At 68.8% G+C, this 20,605-nt stretch carries 19 protein-coding genes and 2 tRNA genes; 12 read left to right on the forward strand and 9 right to left on the reverse strand.

From position 1 onward, the window contains the following. Positions 1 to 8: 8 nt before the first annotated feature. From CGU34_RS02575 to CGU34_RS02600, 6 genes are all read left to right on the forward strand, one after another. The gene (locus tag CGU34_RS02575; protein WP_232711508.1) at positions 9 to 1,316 is read left to right on the forward strand and encodes a deoxyguanosinetriphosphate triphosphohydrolase; all 1,308 of its coding nucleotides are present in this window, start codon (positions 9 to 11) and stop codon (positions 1,314 to 1,316) included. Then, positions 1,316 to 3,181, forward strand: a complete 1,866-nt coding sequence (gene dnaG / locus CGU34_RS02580; protein ID WP_100813152.1) for a DNA primase — start codon at positions 1,316 to 1,318, stop codon at positions 3,179 to 3,181. Before CGU34_RS02575 ends, dnaG begins: the two co-directional genes overlap by 1 nt. A 29-nt stretch (positions 3,182 to 3,210) precedes the next feature. Beyond that, positions 3,211 to 4,011 (forward strand): ATP-binding cassette domain-containing protein, encoded by an 801-nt coding sequence (locus tag CGU34_RS02585; RefSeq protein ID WP_232711494.1) that lies wholly within the window; start codon positions 3,211 to 3,213, stop codon positions 4,009 to 4,011. Positions 4,012 to 4,083: 72 nt separating this feature from the next. Further along, positions 4,084 to 4,156, forward strand: a tRNA-Asn gene (locus tag CGU34_RS02590). Between the two features lie 2 nt (positions 4,157 to 4,158). Then, positions 4,159 to 4,902 carry a sulfite exporter TauE/SafE family protein gene (locus tag CGU34_RS02595; protein WP_100813153.1) on the forward strand — a complete coding sequence of 248 codons (744 nt, stop codon included), beginning with the start codon at positions 4,159 to 4,161 and terminating at the stop codon, positions 4,900 to 4,902. Between the two features lie 71 nt (positions 4,903 to 4,973). Then, positions 4,974 to 6,599 (forward strand): sensor histidine kinase, encoded by a 1,626-nt coding sequence (locus tag CGU34_RS02600; protein WP_198517651.1) that lies wholly within the window; start codon positions 4,974 to 4,976, stop codon positions 6,597 to 6,599. Here CGU34_RS02600 and CGU34_RS02605 read toward each other — a convergent pair. After that, on the reverse strand, positions 6,596 to 6,919 hold the full coding sequence (locus CGU34_RS02605; protein WP_100813155.1) for a tryptophan synthase subunit alpha: 324 nt from the start codon (positions 6,917 to 6,919) through the stop codon (positions 6,596 to 6,598). The two genes, CGU34_RS02600 and CGU34_RS02605, sit on opposite strands and share 4 nt — an antisense overlap. Before the next feature lie 59 nt (positions 6,920 to 6,978). Beyond that, positions 6,979 to 7,545: a peptide deformylase gene (gene def, locus CGU34_RS02610; RefSeq protein ID WP_100813156.1), complete on the reverse strand. Its 567-nt coding sequence runs from the start codon at positions 7,543 to 7,545 to the stop codon at positions 6,979 to 6,981. A 63-nt stretch (positions 7,546 to 7,608) separates the two neighbouring features. On the opposite strand from def, the gene CGU34_RS02615 reads away from it, so the two are divergent. From CGU34_RS02615 to CGU34_RS02625, 3 genes are all read left to right on the forward strand, one after another. Further along, complete coding sequence (locus CGU34_RS02615) at positions 7,609 to 8,637, forward strand: DMT family transporter (RefSeq protein WP_100813157.1); 1,029 nt, start codon at positions 7,609 to 7,611, stop codon at positions 8,635 to 8,637. A gap of 22 nt (positions 8,638 to 8,659) precedes the next feature. Continuing rightward, positions 8,660 to 8,733 (forward strand) — tRNA-Ile (locus CGU34_RS02620). Positions 8,734 to 8,772: 39 nt separating this feature from the next. Beyond that, positions 8,773 to 9,282: a GAF domain-containing protein gene (locus CGU34_RS02625; protein ID WP_100813158.1), complete on the forward strand. Its 510-nt coding sequence runs from the start codon at positions 8,773 to 8,775 to the stop codon at positions 9,280 to 9,282. Positions 9,283 to 9,313: 31 nt separating this feature from the next. Here CGU34_RS02625 and CGU34_RS02630 read toward each other — a convergent pair whose 3' ends face one another. Further along, positions 9,314 to 10,513 carry a polysaccharide pyruvyl transferase family protein gene (locus CGU34_RS02630; RefSeq protein ID WP_100813159.1) on the reverse strand — a complete coding sequence of 400 codons (1,200 nt, stop codon included), beginning with the start codon at positions 10,511 to 10,513 and terminating at the stop codon, positions 9,314 to 9,316. Between the two features lie 26 nt (positions 10,514 to 10,539). On the opposite strand from CGU34_RS02630, the gene CGU34_RS02635 reads away from it, so the two are divergent. Beyond that, the gene (locus CGU34_RS02635) at positions 10,540 to 12,801 is read left to right on the forward strand and encodes a glycosyltransferase (protein WP_198517652.1); all 2,262 of its coding nucleotides are present in this window, start codon (positions 10,540 to 10,542) and stop codon (positions 12,799 to 12,801) included. Beyond that, a complete protein-coding gene (locus CGU34_RS02640) occupies positions 12,798 to 14,159 on the forward strand; it encodes a nucleotide disphospho-sugar-binding domain-containing protein (RefSeq protein ID WP_100813160.1) in 1,362 nt (453 codons plus the stop codon). Before CGU34_RS02635 ends, CGU34_RS02640 begins: the two co-directional genes overlap by 4 nt. On the opposite strand, the gene CGU34_RS02645 is transcribed toward CGU34_RS02640, so the two are convergent. Then, complete coding sequence (locus tag CGU34_RS02645) at positions 14,084 to 14,764, reverse strand: glycosyltransferase family 2 protein (protein ID WP_100813161.1); 681 nt, start codon at positions 14,762 to 14,764, stop codon at positions 14,084 to 14,086. The two genes, CGU34_RS02640 and CGU34_RS02645, sit on opposite strands and share 76 nt — an antisense overlap. A 278-nt stretch (positions 14,765 to 15,042) precedes the next feature. Between CGU34_RS02645 and CGU34_RS02650 the strand changes: the two genes are divergently transcribed. Beyond that, complete coding sequence (locus CGU34_RS02650; protein WP_100813162.1) at positions 15,043 to 15,546, forward strand: DUF3145 domain-containing protein; 504 nt, start codon at positions 15,043 to 15,045, stop codon at positions 15,544 to 15,546. 186 nt (positions 15,547 to 15,732) lie between these two features. Here the strand turns inward: CGU34_RS02650 and CGU34_RS02655 are convergent, their stop codons facing one another. From CGU34_RS02655 to CGU34_RS02675, 5 genes are all read right to left on the reverse strand, one after another. Then, positions 15,733 to 16,971: a beta-ketoacyl-[acyl-carrier-protein] synthase family protein gene (locus tag CGU34_RS02655; protein WP_036297169.1), complete on the reverse strand. Its 1,239-nt coding sequence runs from the start codon at positions 16,969 to 16,971 to the stop codon at positions 15,733 to 15,735. Positions 16,972 to 17,032: 61 nt separating this feature from the next. Then, entirely contained in the window at positions 17,033 to 17,281 is a 249-nt protein-coding gene (locus CGU34_RS02660; protein WP_036297167.1) for an acyl carrier protein, read from the reverse strand. An 84-nt stretch (positions 17,282 to 17,365) separates the two neighbouring features. Continuing rightward, positions 17,366 to 18,373 (reverse strand): beta-ketoacyl-ACP synthase III, encoded by a 1,008-nt coding sequence (locus CGU34_RS02665; RefSeq protein WP_036297166.1) that lies wholly within the window; start codon positions 18,371 to 18,373, stop codon positions 17,366 to 17,368. Further along, positions 18,370 to 19,290 (reverse strand): ACP S-malonyltransferase, encoded by a 921-nt coding sequence (locus CGU34_RS02670; RefSeq protein ID WP_036297165.1) that lies wholly within the window; start codon positions 19,288 to 19,290, stop codon positions 18,370 to 18,372. The genes CGU34_RS02665 and CGU34_RS02670 overlap by 4 nt, the downstream gene beginning before the upstream one ends. Before the next feature lie 44 nt (positions 19,291 to 19,334). After that, positions 19,335 to 20,603 carry a PucR family transcriptional regulator gene (locus tag CGU34_RS02675; protein ID WP_373457222.1) on the reverse strand — a complete coding sequence of 423 codons (1,269 nt, stop codon included), beginning with the start codon at positions 20,601 to 20,603 and terminating at the stop codon, positions 19,335 to 19,337. Positions 20,604 to 20,605 lie beyond the last annotated feature (2 nt).

Raw genomic sequence — 20,605 nt, forward strand, 5'->3', positions numbered from 1 at the left:
CCGCAGCGATCCGCACGGACGGCTACGGCGAGCACGCGACCGAGCGTTTCCACGTCGAGGAACATCGCTCGAAGCGCGACGATTTCGCCCGTGACCGGGCGCGCGTCCTGCATTCCGCGGCCCTCCGCCGCCTCGCCGCCAAGACCCAGGTGCTGAGCCCGGCGAGCCCGGCCGACTTCGCCCGCAACCGCCTCACGCACTCGCTCGAGGTGGCGCAGGTGGGCCGTGAGCTCGCGACCTGGCTGGAACTCGCCCCCGATGTCGTCGATGCGGCCTGCCTCAGCCACGACCTCGGGCACCCGCCGTTCGGGCACAACGGCGAGCGTGCGCTCAACGACTGGGCCGATGACATCGGCGGGTTCGAGGGCAATGCGCAGACCCTGCGGATCATCTCGCGCCTCGAACCGAAGGTGATCGACGCCGACGGGCACAGCGTCGGCCTGAACCTCACGCGGGCCAGCCTCGACGCGACCTGCAAGTATCCGTGGACGTCGGAGCATCCGCTGCCCGACGCGGGCGGACGCCTGAAGTACGGCGTCTACGCCGACGACGAGTCCGTCTTCCGTTGGATGCGCGAGGGCGCCCCCGGCCGTGTGCGGTGCATCGAGGCCGAGGTCATGGACCTGGCCGATGACATCGCCTACTCGGTGCACGACTTCGAAGACGCTGTGACGAACGGATACCTCGATCCGCGCCGTCTCTCGGATCCGGCCGAACACCAGGCGCTCGTCACGGCGCTCCAGGCGTGGGTCGGTTTCGACTTCGCCCGGGACGAGCTCGACGACGCGCTGTATCGCCTGACGCGGATGCCGGAGTGGATCACCTCGTTCGACGGATCGCGCGCCGCCCTCGGTCGATTGAAAAATCTCACGAGCGACCTGATCGGACGCTTCGCGCGCGCCGCCACGACTGCGACGCGCGAGGCTTATCCCGCCCGCACCCTGACGCGGTACAGCGCCCACGTGGTCGTGCCGCGTGTCGTCGAGGCGGAGGTCGCCGCACTCAAGGGCATGGTCGGCGCCTTCGTCGTATCGATCGATGGACGCAAGACGCTCTACAAGGAGCAGAGGCGGATGCTCAAACGCCTCGCAACCGCTCTCTGGGAGGCGGGCCCGGCCCAGCTGACCCCCGCGCTGCGCGGTGACTTCCTGGCCGCGGACTCCGATGCCGCCCGTCGCCGCGTCATCGTGGACCAGGTCGCCAGCCTCACCGACCAGGACGCCCTGTCATGGCACGAGCGACTCCTCGGCGAGGTGGATGCGGGCGCCCTCGGCATCTGGACCCCGGGCTCGCGTCCCTGGTCGAAGGACAGCTGATGGCGGGGCGGATCGCTCAGGCCGACGTCGAAGAGGTCAAGGCCCGCACGAACATCGTCGACATCGTGGGGGAGCGCGTCGCCCTGAAATCGGCGGGTGTCGGTTCGATGAAGGGGCTCTGCCCGTTCCACGACGAGCGCAGTCCGAGCTTCCACGTCCGCCCGCAAGTGGGTTTCTACCACTGCTTCGGATGCGGGGAGTCGGGGGACGTCTACACGTTCCTGCGGAAGATGGACCACGTGACGTTCACCGACGCCGTCGAACGCCTGGCCGCTCGCATCGGGTTCACGCTGCACTACGAAGAAGGCGGCGGTCCCGCACCCGAGACGAGTGGGCGGGCACGTCTGTATGCCGCCAACCAGACTGCGGCGGCCTGGTTCCAGAGCCAGTTGTCGACTCCCGAGGCCGAGGCGGCCCGGCGATTCCTCGGCGAGCGCGGGTTCGATGCCGGAGCCGCCGCGCACTTCGGAGTCGGCTACGCGCCGAAGGGGTGGGACAACGCGCTGAAGGCGCTCACCGCCGAGGGTTTCTCGCGCGAAGAGCTCACGACCGCGGGCCTGATGTCGCAGGGCCAGCGGGGCGTCTACGACCGGTTCCGAGGTCGGTTGGTGTGGCCCATCCGTGACGTGACGGGTCAGACGGTCGGATTCGGCGCCCGCCACCTGTACGAGGACGATCAGGGCCCCAAGTACCTGAACACCCCCGAGACCCCGATCTATCACAAGTCGCAGGTGCTCTACGGGCTCGACCTCGCCAAGCGCGATATCTCGCGCGCAGACCAGGTCGTGGTCGTCGAGGGGTACACCGATGTCATGGCCTGCCACCTGGCGGGCATCACGACGGCGATCGCGACCTGTGGCACCGCGTTCGGAACCGACCACATCACGGTTCTGCGGCGCGTGATGGGCGACGACAAAGCGTCCGGCGAGGTCATCTTCACGTTCGACCCGGATGCCGCGGGGCAGAAGGCGGCACTGCGTGCCTTCGCCGAAGAGAAGCGGTTCTCGGCCCAGACCTATGTGGCCGTAGCGCCCGAAGGTCTCGACCCGTGCGATCTGCGGCTGCACCGCGGTGACGCCGCGGTCCGCGCCCTGCTCGAGCACAAGCAGCCCATGTACGAATTCGTGATCGATCGACGGATCGCGGACTACGATCTCGCGAGCGTCGAGGGACGGATCGGGGCGCTGCGGGCGGCGGCACCGATCGTCGCAGACATCCGCGACCCGTCGCTCCGCCCCGGCTACACCCGGGTACTCGCCCGTCGCCTCGGCATGGACATCGGCGAGGTCCGTCCCGCGGTCGAGCGCGCGGCCCGGGGTGCGGCGCGTGAGGGAGGCCGTGCCGACCAGGCTGCCAAGCAGGGGACCGCAGCGGACGGTGGGCCCGCGCCGGTTGCGGCCGTCACGCTCGCCAACCTGCCGCACACCCCCGACGTGCTGCTCGAACGCGACGCGGTCATGGCATTCCTGCAGTATGGACACACGGTCCCCGAGGAGTTGCGGGCGCGCGCGTTCGCCCAACCGATGCGACACCCGGGGCTCGAGGCCGTCCGCGAGTCGATCGCAACAGGAGACCCCGCACGTCCCGGTTGGGCGCTGACGGCGATCGAGAACGTGCGCGAGCCCTACCGCGGGCTCGCGGCGGAACTTCTCGCCGCACCGTTCCCCGCGCGGGACGAGCAGAGCGCCCGGGCATCCGCGGTCTCGCTCGCTCGCCGAATGCTGGCGCGCGCGATCGATCGCGAGAAGACGGAGTTGCTGAGCGCGGTCCAGCGGGTTCCGGCTGCCTCGGATGAGGGGCGCACCCTGCGGATGCGCCTTCGCGATCTCGATGCGCAGCGACACGCGTTGCTTACCGAAGACTGAATTCCCGCCCGGCGCGTGTGATCCGGGGCATGATGAAGAGCATGGCCCGGCGTCGAGACATCCCTTTCGCAATCCTTGCGGAGGATCTGTCGCTGGCTCACATGTCCGGTTCTCGTCCGGGCGGAGGTCGCGCGGTCGACGGTGTCTCTTTCGAGCTCTTGCCGGGTCGGTCGCTGGTCGTGATGGGTTCGACGGGGTCGGGCAAGTCGAGTCTTGCGGTGGCTCTCGCCGCCCGCGGGACCGACGATCTCGCGGTCGTGGGCGGCCAGGCATTCGTCGACGGGGTTTCGATTCGTCACCCGGGTCGCGCGAAGCGTTCGCTGATGTACTACACCGGGTATCTGCCGCAACGAGCGGGCGCCGATCTGCCGCCGCGCTCGACGGCGGGCGAGATCATCAACGAACCGATCACGAGCCGCGACCGCAAGGTCGGTGAGCGGGCGCTGGCGCTGGTCGTCGCATCGATGCTCGATGAGATGCATCTGCCGCTCAAGGTCGCCACGCAATTCCCGTACGAACTGAGCGCGGGGATGCGGCAGCGCGTCGCCCTCGCCCGCGCCCTCGTGCTGCAGCCCCGTGTGTTGATCGCAGATGAACCGCTCGCGAACCTGGACGTCGCATCGCGGGCGGTTGCCCTCGCCGCGCTCCGACAGCGCGCGACCGCTTCTTCGATGGCGACGTTGGCCGTGTCGAACGATGCAGAGCTTGCGAGTGCACTCGATGCCGACGTCGTCGTGCTGCAACACGGGCACACCGTGGCGCAGGGACCACACGATCGTCTGGCGTGGGCGCCCGGTGCGGATGTCGACCCGTGGCTGGTCGCTCCCTGATGCGTGGGTTGTCGTTGCGGGCGGTTCGGGTTTGCTAGGATAGTCGGGTTGCCTGGCGCGAGTCGGGCGCATTCCTCCATAGCTCAATTGGCAGAGCAATCGGCTGTTAACCGATAGGTTCTTGGTTCGAGTCCAAGTGGGGGAGCAGTGACAGAACTGGCTACGGGTGGCTGGGTTCTGCTTGTGATCGCGGCACTCATCGTCGGATTGTCGAAGGCCGCTCTGCCCGGCGCGAGTACCCTCTCCGTGGCGATTTTCGCGGCGATCCTGCCGGCGAAGCAGTCGACCGCGACCCTGCTCGTGCTCCTGATCGTGGGTGACGTCTTCGCGCTCTGGGCGTACCGCCGCCACGCCGATTGGCGAGCTCTCGGCCGGCTGGTCCCGGCCGTCGCGGCCGGTCTCGTACTCGGCGCGATCTTTCTCGTCGTCGCCGACGATTCATGGGTGCGTCGCACGATCGGGGTCATATTGCTGATCCTCATTGCCGTCACGCTGTGGCGTCGCTACGCGCGGCGCGGCGAGCCCGCCGTGGATCGAGCGCGCTGGCCCGCGGCGACGGCTTATGGTTCGCTGGGTGGGTTCACGACCATGGTCGCGAACGCCGGTGGGCCGGTCATGTCGATGTACTTTCTCGCGTCGGGGTTTCGCGTGATGGCGTTCCTCGGCACCGCGGCGTGGTTCTTCGCACTCGTGAATCTGACCAAGCTGCCCATCATGTTCGGGCTGGGATTGATCACGCCGGGGACGTTGTTGATGGATCTGATCCTCGTTCCGGCGGTGCTGGTCGGTGCATTCGGCGGCCGCGTGATCGCGGGGCGCATCAACCAAACGTGGTTCGAACGCATCGTCATCGCGCTCACGATCGTCGGCGCACTGTACCTGCTCATCTGACGCGTTCTGTCGGCGTGGCGGGTGCAGAATGCTGTCTTCGGGTGCCGAATCGGTCTATTGTCATGCGCACCATGGTTGTGTTCGAGCGGGGCACGATCCGCCAAAGACGGTTTGTCGTCTTCGTTCGCGCCCAATTGCCGCTGCTTGTCGGCACGACGTTTGTGATCGTGAGCTCGCTGTTGGTGGTGCCCGAGGTGCGCGGCGACGTTTTCCTCCTCATCGGCGGCCTCGTGATCGTGGCTTCGTGTGTGGTGGGCCTTCTCGTCCCGTGGCACAAGATCACCTCTCCCGGGCTCGTCGTCCTCGCTATTGCGGACGTCATCGGAGTGGCTTTCGTCCGCGAGTCGTTGTTGCCCTACGTACCCTCGGTCGAGATCTTGGCGATCTTCCCCGTGCTCTGGTTGGCGTACGGTTTCACCCAGTGGGTTGTCGTCGCCGCGGTGGCGGGCACGATCTTTATCGCCGCGTTTCCCTACTTGGTCGCGTGGACGGTGCCGCAGTCCGGGCTCGAGTGGCTGAACCTTCTGACTTTGCCTGTGCTCGTCATCGGAATCGCCGTCCTCGCGAACTTGGCGGCCGAAGAATTGCGAACGCGCCGCGCACGTCTCATCCATGCTTTTGAGGTTCAACAAGCGGCACTCGAAGAAGCGCAGGACAACTCGGTCATCTCGCGAAGCATCCTCGACACCGTTCAGGCGGGAATCGCGTTCGTCGCCGAGGATGGCGAGTCCATCGCCAACGATCGTGCGCTGAAGGTGGCGGCCGCGATCGGATTCAAGCCGGGAAGGCCGCCGTACAGCGGTGAACGCATGTACGGTTCCGATCGCGTGACGCCTATTGCTCCCGATGAACAGCCGATACCGCGCGGCCTTGCGGGCGAGACGGTGGAAGAGCATTTCGCGTGGGTCGGTGGGGCCCATCGGCAATCCGCGATCATCACCTCGACGAGCCCCGTGCGGCGAGACACGGGCGAGCTGCTCGGAACCGTGATCGTGATGCACGACGTGACGGACCTGGCCGAGGCAATCGAAATCCGTGAGCAGTTCCTGCGCACCGCGTCGCATGAACTGCGCACCCCGCTCACCGCTGCCGTCGGATATCTGGATCTGCTCGAAGAGGACCCCGATCTGCCGCCACGACTGGCGGCTCGGCTCGACACGGTGCGCCGCGGCATGGAACGACTGACGACGCGCATTGCAGAGTTGATTGCGGCAAGCGACGACGGCGTCGAGCTGCAACCTGTGCGGATGGGCGTCGGACAGCTCGTGGAGGACAGCATCGACAGCCTCGGTCCGGCCCTGCGCGGGCGCGTCATGCGCTTCGGAACAGACGGCCCGGGTCTGGAAGCAGACGTCGACCCGCGTCGTCTCTCGCAGGCGATCGGGGAGTTGCTGACCAACGCGATCAAGTTCGGCGAGGATGACATGCCCGTGGTCGCGCGCCTTTCGGGTGCGGGCGAATCGATTGAGTTGCAGATCACCGACACCGGACCCGGGATGTCGCGTGCCGAACTCACCCGCGCCTTCGACTCGTTCTACCGGGCACCCGCGGCCCGGGCCCAGGCGATCCAGGGTTTCGGGCTCGGTCTGCACATCGTCCGCAACATCTTCCGGGCCCACGGCGGGGACGTCGAGCTGCGCAGCGAAGTCGGCGTGGGTACGACCGTGATCTGTCGGCTTCCCCGGCCGGTCGTTTAGTCGCCCGAGCCCCGGTGGGCCAGCGGGTCTTCGCCGAGCATCCGCCACACCGTGTTGGTCAGCGCGGGGTGCACGAGTGCGATCTGCCGCAGCACCCGATAGTGGCGGACGTGCGTCGGCATCCGTCCCCCGTCCGCGATGATCGCGTCGGCACGGAGCATGTGTACGACGAGCTCGTCGACGGTGGGCAGCTCTTCCATGAAGGCCCAGGGATCCTCGCCGTGGCGAAGACGCTCCTCGACGACGACGCCGAGTTCTTCGGATGCCTCGGCACGGAGCACTTCCAGGCTCGCGCGCCGTTCGATCCGTACCTCTTCCACCCTTCGAGCCTACGCGCGGATTCGGCGGTGGGCGCGAGGCGCGGTCTACGCGGCTCGGCCTACGCGTCGAGGTCGTCGACGCCCGGCATCCAGGACCGGCCGGGCACGCCCCAGCCGCTCTTGCGTACGATCTTCGCGGCCGTCTTGGCGTCGGCGTCGTCGATGCGGTCGACGTAGAGAATCCCGTCGAGATGGTCGAATTCGTGCTGCAGGATGCGCGCACGCCAGCCATCAACCTCGAGCCGGACGGGCGCGCCGTCGAGATCCGTTCCCGTGACGATGGCGCGGTCGGCGCGGCGCAGCGGAAACCGTTCACCGGGGAACGACAGGCATCCTTCGCTCTCGTCGTCCGGGTCGGGATGACCGGGCTCCGGCGGAGTGATCCAGAGCTCCGGGTCGACCACGACACCGCGCCAGGGCGCACCGTCATCGTCCTCGTACGAATACACGAAGATCCGAAGCGGCACCCCCACCTGCGGGGCGGCGAGTCCGACGCCCGGTGCGGCGTCCATCGTCTCGTACATGTCGGCCACCAGAGTCCGGATCTCGTCGGTCACGACGCCGACGCGAGCTGCGGGGGAATGAAGGACGGGATCACCCAGGATCACGATCGGGAGCACGGCCACGTCTCGAGCCTAACCGGAGCGCCTCGAGCCATCGGCATCCGCCTCGGTTAGTGTCGATGCGTGATGTGGCTGGGATCAGTTGAAGAAGTCGGCGAGCAGCTCGTCGGCGCTTTCCAGAATCCAGGCCTGCTCCTGGGTATCCCGCTGGCCCTCGCCGGCGCGGTTTTCATGTCGTTCGGCGCCCTGTATCAGCACCGCGGTGTGGAGAAGGTGGAACGCCTGAGCGGGCAGGACGGCGCGAGCGGCCTCACGATGCGGCAGATGTCACGGTTGATCTCGCGCCCCTCCTGGGTCGTCGGCACGCTGATGCTCGGGATGGCGATTCTCTGCCAACTGGGTGCACTGACCGTCGCTCCACTCATCGTGGTGCAGCCGCTGGGCGCGATCGCGCTCGTCGTCACGACCCTGCTGAACTCGCGCGTGAGCGGCCTCGCGCCGACGAGGCGATCGCTGATGGCGATCGTCGCGTGCGTCGGCGGCATCTTCATCTTCGTGATCATCGCCGCGATCTTCGCGACCGAGCGGCCGCTCAGCGAGAACGAACTCGTCACGGTACTCGTGACGCTCGGCGCCGTGCTGGTGGTCATGATCGCGCTCTGGATCATGCTGCGGAAGCGGATGCGGGCGTTGTTCTACATCCTGAGCGCCGGTGTCGTCTACGGCTTCGTCGCAACGCTCGCAAAGGTCGTCATCAAGCGGATTCAGGCCGGCGAATTCGAGTGGCTGACGCTCCTCTGCCTGATCGCGCTGCTTGCGGCGGCCGGTCTCGGCGCCTACTTCGTTCAGACCGCCTACTCGTCGGGCCCGCCCGACCTGGTGATCGCGGGCCTCACGGTCATCGACCCCATGGTCGCGGTGCTGATCGGCCTGCTCGTTCTCGGCGAGGGCGGCGCGGCGCCGCTGTGGGCGCTGATCGGTTTCGCCATCGCGGGGGCCATCGCGGTGTGGGGTGTCATCACCCTGGCGCGCTTCCATCCGCAGGTTCTGTCGCACAGTCAGGAGTTCCCGATCCTCCGCGGGGGATCGGCATCCAGCGGAGGTTCGACGCGACCCGCGATGGACGATGGCGCGGGTCCCGATCCTCTCGTCTGACGGACGCTAGGCTTTTCCTTACGGGGCGGTGGCCAAGCTGGTCAAGGCAGCGGGCTCATAACCCGACGATCGTGGGTTCAAGTCCCACCCGCCCTACTCCGAACATCCGAGTGACGCGTGCCGACGCGGAGGAGCATGAGCGCGGACGAAGAGGCAGCGGTCTTCCGTGCACCGATGCGCTCGCGGCGCTCGGACGCCGTCGAGGGTGCCGCGGTGGAGCGGGCGCTCACGCACGGGGTGTGCGGCCTCGGTGGGGTCCGCCTCGATCCTCCGCCTGCCACGCTCGCGGACGCCGTACGGCGGATCTCGGCGACCGGTGACGATCGACTCGCCGCACGTCTCGCGCGGTTCGCGAACGCCCCGGACGGCGCGTTCGTGTGGACGATCGATCTGGACGGTCTTCTGTGGCTCGGGCGCCTGCATGGCGCGTGGTACTACGACGCGCGCTCGGCGGCTGCCGAGGTCGACCTCATCCAAGTGCGCCCGTGCCGGTGGCTAACCGCTCCCGTCGCTGAACACCGCGTTCCCGCCGGTGTGCGCGCCACCTTCGCCCGCGGGGGAAAGAACTGGCAGCGCATCCGGTCCGCCGCCGTGTTAGAGGCGAGCACCCGACTCTGGGAAGAGGGCTCCCGGTCGGAGCAGTGAGCCGGAACGCGGGGAAGACTGCTGCGGGACGTCAGACTCGCGCGACGGAGTCCCACCACAGCGCCGCCTCGGCGCGGTTGCGGGGTTCGCGTTCGGCCGCGCCAGCGACGATCTGTCGGCGCGCCGACCAGACCCGGTCGAGCACCGCGGCGCCGGCGCCATCAGCGTCAGAGAGTGGAGCGACGCCGTCCTGACCCCAGTGCCCCAGGACGCCGAGCTGCTTGATGCGGGTGTAGTCGTCGGCGACGAGTCCGACGATCGGCACGCCCGCCGGAGCGGCGAAAACGGCGGGGTGGTACCGGCCGGTGATCAGCAGCGCCGAGGATCGTGCGAGCCGGGCCGCGGCGCGCGGGTCGCCGGTGGGGATCACCCGCGACGGAGCGGTCATCCGGGTCCGCACCTCATCGTGCAGGGCGGCGTCCCCGCGAGCGGGAGACGCGGCGTCCAGCGGGCCGAAATGCGCGTGGAACGCGACCTGCTCGCCGGTCAGCTCGGCCGCCCGATCGACCAGCCGGGCGATGTGGGCGACGGTCTCGTCACGCGGGGCGCCGCCGAGGCTGAGCGAGAGACTGACGAGCACTCCGGATCGCGGGGCCGAGGCATCCGCGTCTGCGTTCGCTCGCGGATCGCGGTCGCCCAGGAACGACGCATCGTCGACACCGAGGCGCGCCTCGACGCCGAGTTCCCGCGCCAGAGCGAGTGAGGTCGTCTCCCGCACCCCGACGAGGCGAGCGTTCTGCAGGGCGCGAGCTAGCAGCGTCCGGTCGTGCGCGACGAGGTCCGGACCGAATGTCTGGCCGGTGACGACCACGGGCCGCCCGAGTTCGCCGGCGATCGCGGCGAGGGTCACCCGGTCGTAGATGTGCACCGGCCAGCGCGAGGCGAGGTTGCCGCCACCCGCGACGACAACCCCGTCGGTGTGCGCCATCGCCTCGATGACGGCCCGGGCGGGGTCGTCCGTCCCGAGGGACGACGGATGCCTCGCCGCAGCCACGACCTCGCGCATCCGGTCGTCCGCATCGTCGCGTGAGAGTCCCGTGAATCCGATGCGGGGGACCGCCTCGACCCCGTAGCGCTCGGCCGATTCGCCGGGCTCGGCGGACACCGCGACGAGCTCGACACCGCGAGCACGCATCTCGTCGCGGAGAGCCTCGAACATCGCCTCGTCCCCGATGTGCATCATGCCGTCTGACACGCCGATATCGCCGATGGAGAGAAGCCGGACGAGCACCGGAGCCTAGCCTCCCGGGTCACGCAATGCCAACCGAACGCGATGTCACCGACGGGGGCTACGATCGGCATGCGGCGGGGTTCGGACGGACGTTCGCGCGCGCGAAGGAGACGACGATGGGCATCCAGACGGCCATGGACGCGGTGTATGCCGCGCCGGGAATCGTGGACGCCATCCGGCTTGCAGACGATGTCGCGTTCGAGGCCGGCCGCGACCCGGGGGTACGCACGCTTCGTCTGCTGGCGAAGGCCCTCGCGAGCGATGACGATGTCGCGGCGATCACGGCCGTGCACGCCCTGGCTGAGATGTACGACGAGCAGGCGGCACGGGCCCTCAGCGGTCTGCTGTCGGACGAGCGCGGTTTCGTCCGCGAACACGCCGCGTGGGCGCTCGGTGCGGGTCTGCCGCGCTTCGACGCGATCGGGCGTTTGCTCGGGATCGTCGCGGCGGGGGGCTTTTCGGGCATGCTCGCGCAGCGGACGCTCGAGAACTGGTCGATCACGATCGGCGAATCGCTCGCGGTGGCGATCGAGTCGGCTCTGCTGGGGATTCAGGATGCGCCGTCCCGCACGCGCCTCGTCGAGACTCTCGGCCTTGTGCGGGCACCCATCGCCGCACGGACGCTTCTCCGATGCGCCAGCGACGCGCACGAGGCGCGCACGGTGCGGATCGCGGCTGTGGCGGCGCTCGGCCAACGCGCCCACTCGCCTGAGGCCGCGTCGCTGCTCGATGGTCTGGCCGATGGAGAGGACGAGCTGGCCGATGCCGCGCGCCTCGCCCTCGTCGACCTGGCCGCCGCGCGCACGGCGGTCGGACCTGTCCGAAACGGGTCCGCACCGGCACCCGGTCCGCTGACCGTGGCACAGCTTTTCCTGCACGCCGACATCGACCCGTCGCTCACCTCGGCGGGTGTCGGCGACAACGGTGGCATCGCGACGCTGCTCGTGCGCCTGGGTGATGCCCTCGTCGCGGATCCCTCGACGGGCGTCCAACGTGTCGTCACCCTGTCGCGTGGCCCCCGGGAGCGTGCCGTGATCGATCTCGGGGTCATCGGCATGGACCGCGACGGCCACGTCTACGGACGGGTTCCCCTGGCCGAACAGCCCGTGCCCTCGGCCGCGGCGTGGTCGCTGCGCGTGCCCGCGCGCCGTGGCATCCGACGCATCCTGCGCGCCGCGGGCCGCATCGACGTGCTGCACCTGCGGATGGCGGATGTGGGCAGTCTCGCGGCCGCGGATGTCGCGCGCGAGCTCGGCATCCCCGTCGTGTTCACGGTCGCCCCCGACCCGCACGCGGTCATCCAGTCGATGGACCTCTCGGGCGCGCTGCACCGCTCGGACTTCGGCGAGATCGACATGCGCGAGCACTTCTGGTTCCGGGCGCGCCTGGTCCAGAGCCTGGCGTCGAACGCGGCACACACCGTGCTGTTCCCGCGGCCGCAGCTCGAAGAAGACATGCGCCAGCTCGTGGGCATCGATATCGCATCACATCCCGAGCGCCACACGATCGTCGCTGAGGGTGTGGACCTGGACGTCGTCGAACCTGCCGTTGCTGAGGTGCGATCGTGCGAAGCTTCGGACTGCCCGCCCGAGCTCGAGTCGCTGCGCACTCTGCTCGAAGAGCTTCCGGCCGATCGTCGCGGGCTCCCGTTATTGGTCAGCGTGGGACGCCTGCACCGGGTGAAGGGCATGGCGACCCTCGTCGAGGCGTGGGACCAGGGTCCGCTGGCCGCCCGTGCGAACCTGCTCATCATCGGCGGTGACCTCGAACGCCCCTCTCTCGACGAGCGCGAGCAGATCGAGCGGATCGCTCAGATCGTTCCGGATCATGAGCGCGCCGCGCGCGGTCTCGTTCTTGCCGGGCACCGCTCCAACGACGTCGCTGCCCGCTGGCTTGCCGCCGTGCGCTTCGGAATGCCTGGCCTCGCCTCCGACGGCGGCGTCTACGTGTGCGCGAGCGTGAAGGAAGAGTTCGGCATCGCCCTGCTCGAGGCGATGGCGACCGGCTTGACCGTCGTCGCTCCTGACGGTGGCGGCCCCGCGACCTACGTGACTCGGGGTGACACCGGCGTGCTGACGCAGACGTGGGACGTCGACAGCCTCGCCGAGGCGATCGCGGAAGCCCTCGACCTCGCCGCTGAGCGAGACGAGTCCCGCTCAGCGCGGTCGCACGACATGGTGCGCGACCGCTTCACCATCCAGGCCATGGCTTCGGCGCTCGGGCCGGTCTACGGCGGCGTCGCGCGCGAAGAGGCCGAGCTGATCCGTGCCGCGGGGGTCCTCGGGTGACGCTGCTCGTCATCAGCCCGGACTACGCCTCGCACCTCCTTCCGCTCGCCACGCTGGCGACGCGGTGGCGCGACGCGGGGGAGCGGGTCGTTGTCGCGACGGGCCCGTCGACGACGGGGATCGTCGCGGACTTCGGGTTGCAGCGGATCGATCTGACCCTGGGCCGGGGCTCGAACCCCGGGGTGATCCGTGCTGAGGAGCAGCCGCGCGACGAGGGCGCTTCGCTGCGGGGGTTCTTCGACGCAACGCGTCGAGGCATGACGCAGACCCTGCGCTATCAGGCGCAGGAGCGGCTCACGGACTTGATGTGGGACCCCGTCGGGCGCGGTCGGCGCGTACTCGAGATCGTCGACCAGGTCCGTCCCGACGCGATCATCGTCGATCATCTGGCCTTTAGCGCCCGTATGGCGTTGCAGACCGCGGGTGTGCCCTACGGCGATGTCGTGCTGGGGCATCCGAGCGCCCTTCCCGTCGCTGGTGAGGTCTACGGATACCCGCCGTTCTGGCCCCGCGCTTTCGCTCCCTCCGCAACCGATCTGGCGGAGTTGCGCGAACTCTGCGACCGGGTGGCCGCAGGCTTCACGGGGGAGTGGAATCGTGCGGCCCGCGAGCTGGCCGGTGCGGCTGTCGACGTCGACGACGCCTTCGCGACCCACGGCGGCACCGTCCTGTACAACTATCCGGCCGAACTGGCCGCGATCGAGGGACGGATGCTGCCGCTGCACGCTTTTCTCGGGTCGACGCGCCGTGAAGAAGACGTTGCCCTCGACATCCTGGACTGGATCGATCGCGACGAACCCTATGTCTACGTGAGCTTCGGGAGTTTTCTCTCCGTGCGGGACGACGTGCTGGCACGCGTTGCGGAGGCGCTCCGCAGGCTCGGCGTGCGCGCCGCGATCGCGACGGGCGCGACCGCGCCCGAGGCTGTGGGCGACGTGCCGGACGGATGGCTCGTGCGCCCTCATCTGCCGCAGGTGCGGCTGCTGAAAGGCGCGGCAGTGGCGGTGAACCACGGGGGCAACAACTCGGTCACCGAGGCGCTCGGCAGTGGGGTGCCGATCCTCGTCCTGCCCTTCTCGACAGATCAGTTCGCCGGCGCCGCGACCATCGAGCGTGCACGGGTCGGTGTGGCGCTCGACCCGAACGCCGCGAGCGTCGAGGAACTGGCCGATGCGCTGCGCGCACTGCTGGGCGGGGACGGGGCGGAAGAATCTGACGTCGACCGGGGCCTGTTGCGCCGGATAGCCGATGGCCAGACCGCTCGGCCGGGCCCGGAGGTTGCCTACGAGGCGCTCGTGGGAACGCGCTCGCCCACGAGCGAGCGCATCGCTCCGGGGTCACCGGCCGCACCCCGGTAGCGTTCCATCAACGCGGCGTTCGCGTCGAAGTGTGCGCCGGCTCGAGTCTCGGCAACGTGGTGGAGCGCATAGACGCGACCCTCGTGGCGTTGGGGTGGGCTGCCGAGGAGGGTCTGGTGGGCGAGGTTCCACGCGGCATCCTCGTAGCCCCACCCGCGGAAGCGCTCGTCCTGACCCCCGTGTCGTTCCCACGTCCGCGGGGTCGTGACGTACACGCCCGAGCACGCGCCGCGGACGAGCTCGAACTCGCACTGTTCTGGATCCAGACCCGCGAGATACTGTGCTGTGCCGGTCGCGCCGAGCCAGTGATATGCGGTGTAAGGCAGGTGTACGAGGCCGCTCGTCCCTGCGGCGTCGACCGCAGCCCGCAGAGCATCGGCCTCCGGCACGGTGTCTGCGTCGTTGATGATGACCACGTCATCGGGGTTCTCGCCGGCGATGCCCCGATTTCGGCACGCCGCGAGGACGAAGACGTCGTCTTCGGTGTCGATCGTGCGAACCGTGAACTCCGGGAACTCGCGGGCATACCAACTGGTGACGGCCTCGAAAGCGGTTACGCGCGAGGGCGCAGCGCGCCACGGGATGATGACGGAAACGGCAGACACGATGTTCAGCCTAAACGCGTACACGCGGGAGGAACGATGCACCTGCAAAGGCCGAGATTCGCCACACGCATCTCGTTCGGCCCCACGGCACCTCCGGGGTGTTCGCTATCCGGGCACAGGCACGCGCGGGCGAAGACGCTCCCGCGGCGCGCCGGGGAATCACAGTGTTGTGATTCCGTTATGCGATGGGCAATAATGGGCCCACAACCGAACAGCAGTCGCCGACACACGTGTCACAGGTCGTAGGGGAAGACGTACCTGAAGAAACGGAAGTGGAAATGGCGACATCATCGGCGCGCGGAGTGATCTATGTCCACTCCGCGCCGCGGGCGCTGTGCCCGCACCTGGAATGGGCTGTCGGGCGTGCGCTCGGCCGTGCCGTGAATTTCGAGTGGGACGAGCAGCCGGTACTTCCTGGCGCCCGTCGCGCCGAGTTCTACTGGGAAGGGCCCGTCGGAACCGGCGCGGCGCTCTCGTCCGCGATGCACGGGTGGGAGCACCTCCGCTTCGAGGTGACCGAAGACCCCACTCCGCGCTCGGACGGAGGTCGCTGGTTGCACACCCCCGACCTCGGTATCCATTACGCACAGACCGACGCGGCCGGCAACGTCGTGATCGGTGAAGATCGCATTCGATACGCCATGGAGATCGCTGCGGGTGACGCCCGTGAACTTCAGCGGGAACTGGGCGTCGCGCTTGGACAGGCCTGGGACGACGAACTCGAGATCTTCCGTCACGCGAGCGACCAGGCTCCCGTGGTGTGGCTCCACAAGGTCGGCTAGCGGCGCCTCTACAATCCAGACATCCCCACACTCGGACCGAACCCATCGTCCGCGCTCGCGCGGCCTGTTGGCTGGGTCAGGATGTGGAATCCCCCTGGGTCACTGAGCTTGTCGAAGTGACCTGTTGTGCGCCCTTCGACAGGCTCAGGGTGCGAGCCCGAAGCTCCGGGTGCGGAAGCAGCCCGGTCAGTTCGTCGAGAACGCCACCACGGCGTTGTGCCCGCCGAAGCCGAACGAGTTGCTGATCGCCAGCTGGTCGCCCGCGCCGAGGTCCTGAGGTGCGCCCGAGATCCGGAACGGCACTTCGGGGTCCTGTGTCGTGAGGTTGATCGTCGGCGGCGCCTGGCGCTGACCGATCGCGAGCACCGTGAAGATGGCCTCGAGCGCTCCCGTGCCACCCAGTAGGTGGCCCGTGGATGCCTTGGTTGCCGAGACGGGGATCTCGTCCACGCGCGGCCCGAACACGGCCTTGAGGGCCTGATACTCGTTCGGGTCACCGACGGGGGTGGAGGTGGCGTGCGCGTTGATGTGGGTGACGTCATCCGGGGATGCGCCGGCCATCTCGAGCGCCATCGTGACCGCTCGAGCGGCACCGCGGCCCTCGGGGTCGTTGGCCGTGATGTGGTACGAGTCCGCCGTGACTCCGCCGCCGACGACGTACGCGTAGATCTTCGCGCCGCGCGCCTTGGCGTGCTCTTCGGTCTCGAGGATCAGCGCACCGGCGCCCTCGCCCATGACGAAGCCGTCGCGGTCGATGCTGCCCGGACGTGAGGCGGTCGCCGGGTCGTCGTTGCGGCGTGAGAGCGCCTGCATCGACGCGAAAGACGCGACGGTGATGGGGTGGATGGCCGACTCGGTGCCACCCGCGATGACGACGTCTGCGAGGCCGTCCTGCAGGTGTTCGACGGCGTTGACGATCGACTCGGTGCTCGAGGCACATGCGCTGGCGACGGTGCGGGCGAAAGCGCGAGCACCGAAGTGGAGCGACAGGTTGCCGGCCGCGGCGTTGGGCATGAGCATCGGCACCGTCATCGGCATGACGCGACGGGGTCCCTTCTCGCGCAGGGTGTCCCATGCGTCGAGGAGTGTCCACACGCCGCCGATACCGGTGGCGAAGTCGACACCCAGGCGTTCGGGGTCGACCTCGGGTGCTCCGGCGTCGTCCCAGGCCTCCATGGCGGCGACGAGGGCGAACTGCGAGGCCGGGTCGAGCCGCTTCGCGGTCGGTCGCGGTAGAACCTCTTCGGGGCGCACGATGGCCTCGGCGGCGAACGTGACGGGTAGCTCGTACTTCGCAACCCACTCGTGCTCGAGTGTGCGAGCGCCGGACACTCCGGCGAGAAGTGCGTTCCAGCTGTCGGGGGCGGTGCCGCCGAGCGGTGAAGAGGCACCGATCCCGGTGACGACGATGCGCTTGGTGGTCATGACACGAATCCTCAGGCGTTGCTGTCGCTCTCGGGGGCCCACAGGCCCCCGAGAGGGTGGATCAGGACTGGTTCGACGTGATGAACGTCACGGCGTCGCCGACGGTCTTGAGGTTCTTGACCTCGTCGTCGGGGATGGTGACGCCGAACTTCTCTTCTGCGTTGACGACGATCGTCATCATCGAGATCGAGTCGATGTCGAGGTCGTCGGTGAAGGACTTCTCGAGGGCGACGTCGTCGGCCGAGATGCCGGTCTCGTCGGTGATGAGCTCAGCGAGCCCGGCAAGCACCTCATCGGTGGAAAAGGCCATGGTGTCTCCTTGGTTCTGGATCTAGATGGGGGTCTGGAGTCGTGTCGGCGACCGCGAATCAGTCTAGGGCGGCGATCCGCCCGGTCACGGCAGCACCACGACCTGCGCGCCGAACACGAGGCCCGCGCCGAAGCCGATCTGCAGGGCGAGTCCGCCGCTGATCTCGGGGTGCTCCTGCAGCAGGCGGTGCGTAGCGAGGGGGATGGATGCCGCCGAGGTGTTGCCCGTGGTCTCGATATCGCGGCCGATCACAACGGTCTCGGGCAGCTTCAGTTGCTTGGCGAACTCGTCGATGATGCGCATGTTCGCCTGGTGCGGTACGAACGCGGACAGATCGGATGCTTCGACCCCGGCTGCTTCGAGTGCCTGACGCGCGACCTTCACCATCTCCCACACGGCCCAGCGGAAGACCGTCGGGCCCTCCTGGCGAAGCGTGGGCCAGGCCGCGAGTCCGTCGCGGAACTCGATCAGGGTGTGGTCCATGCCGACGGCGTCGGCCTTGGAGCCATCCGATCCCCAGATGGTGGGTCCGATGCCGGGGGTGTCACTCGGGCCGACGACGACCGCGCCGGCTCCGTCACCGAGCAGGAACGAGATGCTGCGATCGGTGGGGTCGACGACATCGCTGAGCTTTTCGGCCCCGATGACGACGGCGTAGCGGGCGATGCCCGCCCGGATCGACGCATCCGCCTGTGCGACGCCGTACGAAAAACCTGCGCAGGCCGCGTTGAGGTCGTAGGCGGCCGCAGGGTTCGCGCCGACGCGGTCGGCGACGACGGCCGAGATCGATGGCGTCTGCCGGGGGTTGCTGATCGTGGCGACGATCACGAGGTCGATGTCTTCGGGAGCGACGCCGGAGGAGGCGATCGCCTCGGCGGCCGCGTCCGTCGCGAGGTCGAGGGCGCTCGTGCCGGCTTCGGCGCGCGTGCGCGTGATGATGCCGGTGCGCTGGCGGATCCACTCGTCGCTCGAGTCGATCGGCCCGACGAGGGCGTCGTTGTCGACGAGCAGTTCGCCGCGGGCGGCACCGTACGCGTAGATGCGCGTGTGGGCTACACCCGTGGTCTGAGTCAGCGGTGCGGGCGAGATCATGCGTTGTCCTTCGAGAGCAGTTCCACGGCCGCATCGAGGTCGTCGGGGGTCTTGACCGCCACCGACGGGATGCCGCGGAGCCCGCGCTTGGCGAGCCCGGTCAGTGTACCGGCGGGGGCCAGTTCGATGAGGCCCGTGATTCCCGCGTCGGCGAATCCGGCCATGCAGAGGTCCCACCGGACGGGCGAGGCCACCTGGCCGACGAGCAGGTTGATGGCCGTGGTACCGGAGATGACGACCGAGCCGTCGTGGTTGGTCCAGAGGGCGAGTTTCGGATTGCTCGCCTCGACCGTGTCGGCGGCGGCACGCAGCCGTTCGACCGCCGGTGCCATATACGACGTGTGGAATGCCCCGGCGACTTGGAGAGGGATGACGCGTGCGCCACGGGGAGCGTCGACGGCCAATGCCTCCAGTGCAGCGGGCGCCCCGGCGGCGACGATCTGGCCACCGCCGTTGAAGTTGGCGGGAGTCAGCGCGAGTTCTTCCAGACGGGTGAGCACGGCCGCCTCGTCACCGCCGACGACGGCGCTCATGCCGGTCGGCTCGAGGGCCGCAGCATCCGCCATCGCGCGTCCGCGAATACCGACGAGGTTCATGCCGTCGTGAGCCGAGATGACACCGGCGATCACGAGCGCGGCGATCTCACCGACCGAGTGGCCCGCGGTTCCGGCCGGTGCGGACGGTGTGCGCTGCTCGAGCGCAGACCATGCCAGCAAGCTGGCGGCGACGATCAACGGCTGCGCGATGCGGGTGTCGCGGATGGTGTCGGCATCGGATTCGGTGCCGTGGCGGATCAGGTCGACCTCAGCGGCGTCCGAGAATGCGGCCAGCAAATCTCGCGCGCCATCGAGGTCCAGCCACGGGGAGAGGAATCCAGGAGTTTGAGAGCCCTGACCCGGGCAGGCTACGACGATCACTCACCCAGTCTGTCAACTAGACCCAGGTCGGTCTTGGCGTGGTCCTACGAAGAAACCGCGGAACGTTTGTGCGTGGCTGACACCTGAGGGCGTCTGCGCGTGTCGGTCGCCGCGATCTGACCCAGAATCAGGGCCGACTGCAGGATCAGCGCTTCGCGGGCGCCCGTGGCGTCCCAGCCGATGACCTCGCTGACCCGCTTGAGGCGGTAGCGGACGGTGTTGGGGTGCACGAAGAGCTCACGCGCCGTCGCCTCGAGTGAGCGTCCGTTGTCGAGGTAGCTCCAGAGGGTCGTGACGAGATCGGGGGAGTGCGCCTGCAGGGGCCGATAGATCCGCTCGACCAGCGTTTGCTTCGCGAGCGCATCGCCGGCAAGGGCGCGCTCGGGCAGCAGATCATCGGCCTCGACGGGTCGAGGAGCGTTCCGCCACGCACGAGCCACGGCGAAGCCCGCGAGAGCCGCGCGGGCGCTCGCGCTGGCATCGACGAGCGCCGGCACGGCCGGGCCCAGGACGAGGTGTCCCGGACCGAACCCGGGCTCGAGACGCGTCGCGATCTCGGGAAACGGCAGGTCGGGCGCCGGCTCTTCACCGCGGGCGACCGAGTCCGAGCGGCCCATGACCAAAACGAGCCGCGAACCCTGCACGCCGATCAGCACGTCGACGCCCAGCTTGCGGGCGATACGGCGCAGGTGGTCGACGTCGAACTGCGAGGGTGTCGTGCCGACGAGCACGCAGACTTCGCCGTGACCGTGCCAGCCGAGGGCTGCGATGCGGCTGGGCAGCTCGGCATCGGCCTCGCCGGTCAGGATCGAGTCGACGACGAGCGCCTCCAGCCGCGCGTCCCACAACCCGCGCGCTTCGGCCGCCCGGGCGTAGACATCCGCTGCCGCGAAGGCGACATCGCGCGAATACTTCAGGATCGCCTCGCGGATGCTTCCGCCCCGGCCGGTGACGCGTTCTTCCGTGACCTCGACCGTCACGCGGATGAGCTGCAGGGTCTGCTGCAGGCTGACGCTCCGCAGCAACTCGCGCGGGGCCGCGGCGAAGATGTCCGCCGCGATCCACGGGGTCGACTCAGGGTCTTCGTACCACTGGATGAAAGAGGTGATGCCCGCCTGAGCCACGAGGCCGACCGCGGACCGCCGCCCCGGCGGCATCTCGCGATACCAGGGCAGCGTGTCCTCCAGCCGGTTCAGCGTCGCCGTGGCGAGGTCGCCGGAGATGCGCCGCAGCCAGGTGAGGGTCGCCGCCTTCTCGTCGGCCACCGTCTTGGCGATCGCCGCTTCCTCGTCGGCGCCCGTGGTCCCCGGCACGC

Source organism: Microbacterium lacus, assembly GCF_002812805.1.
GTDB lineage: Bacteria > Actinomycetota > Actinomycetes > Actinomycetales > Microbacteriaceae > Microbacterium > Microbacterium lacus_A.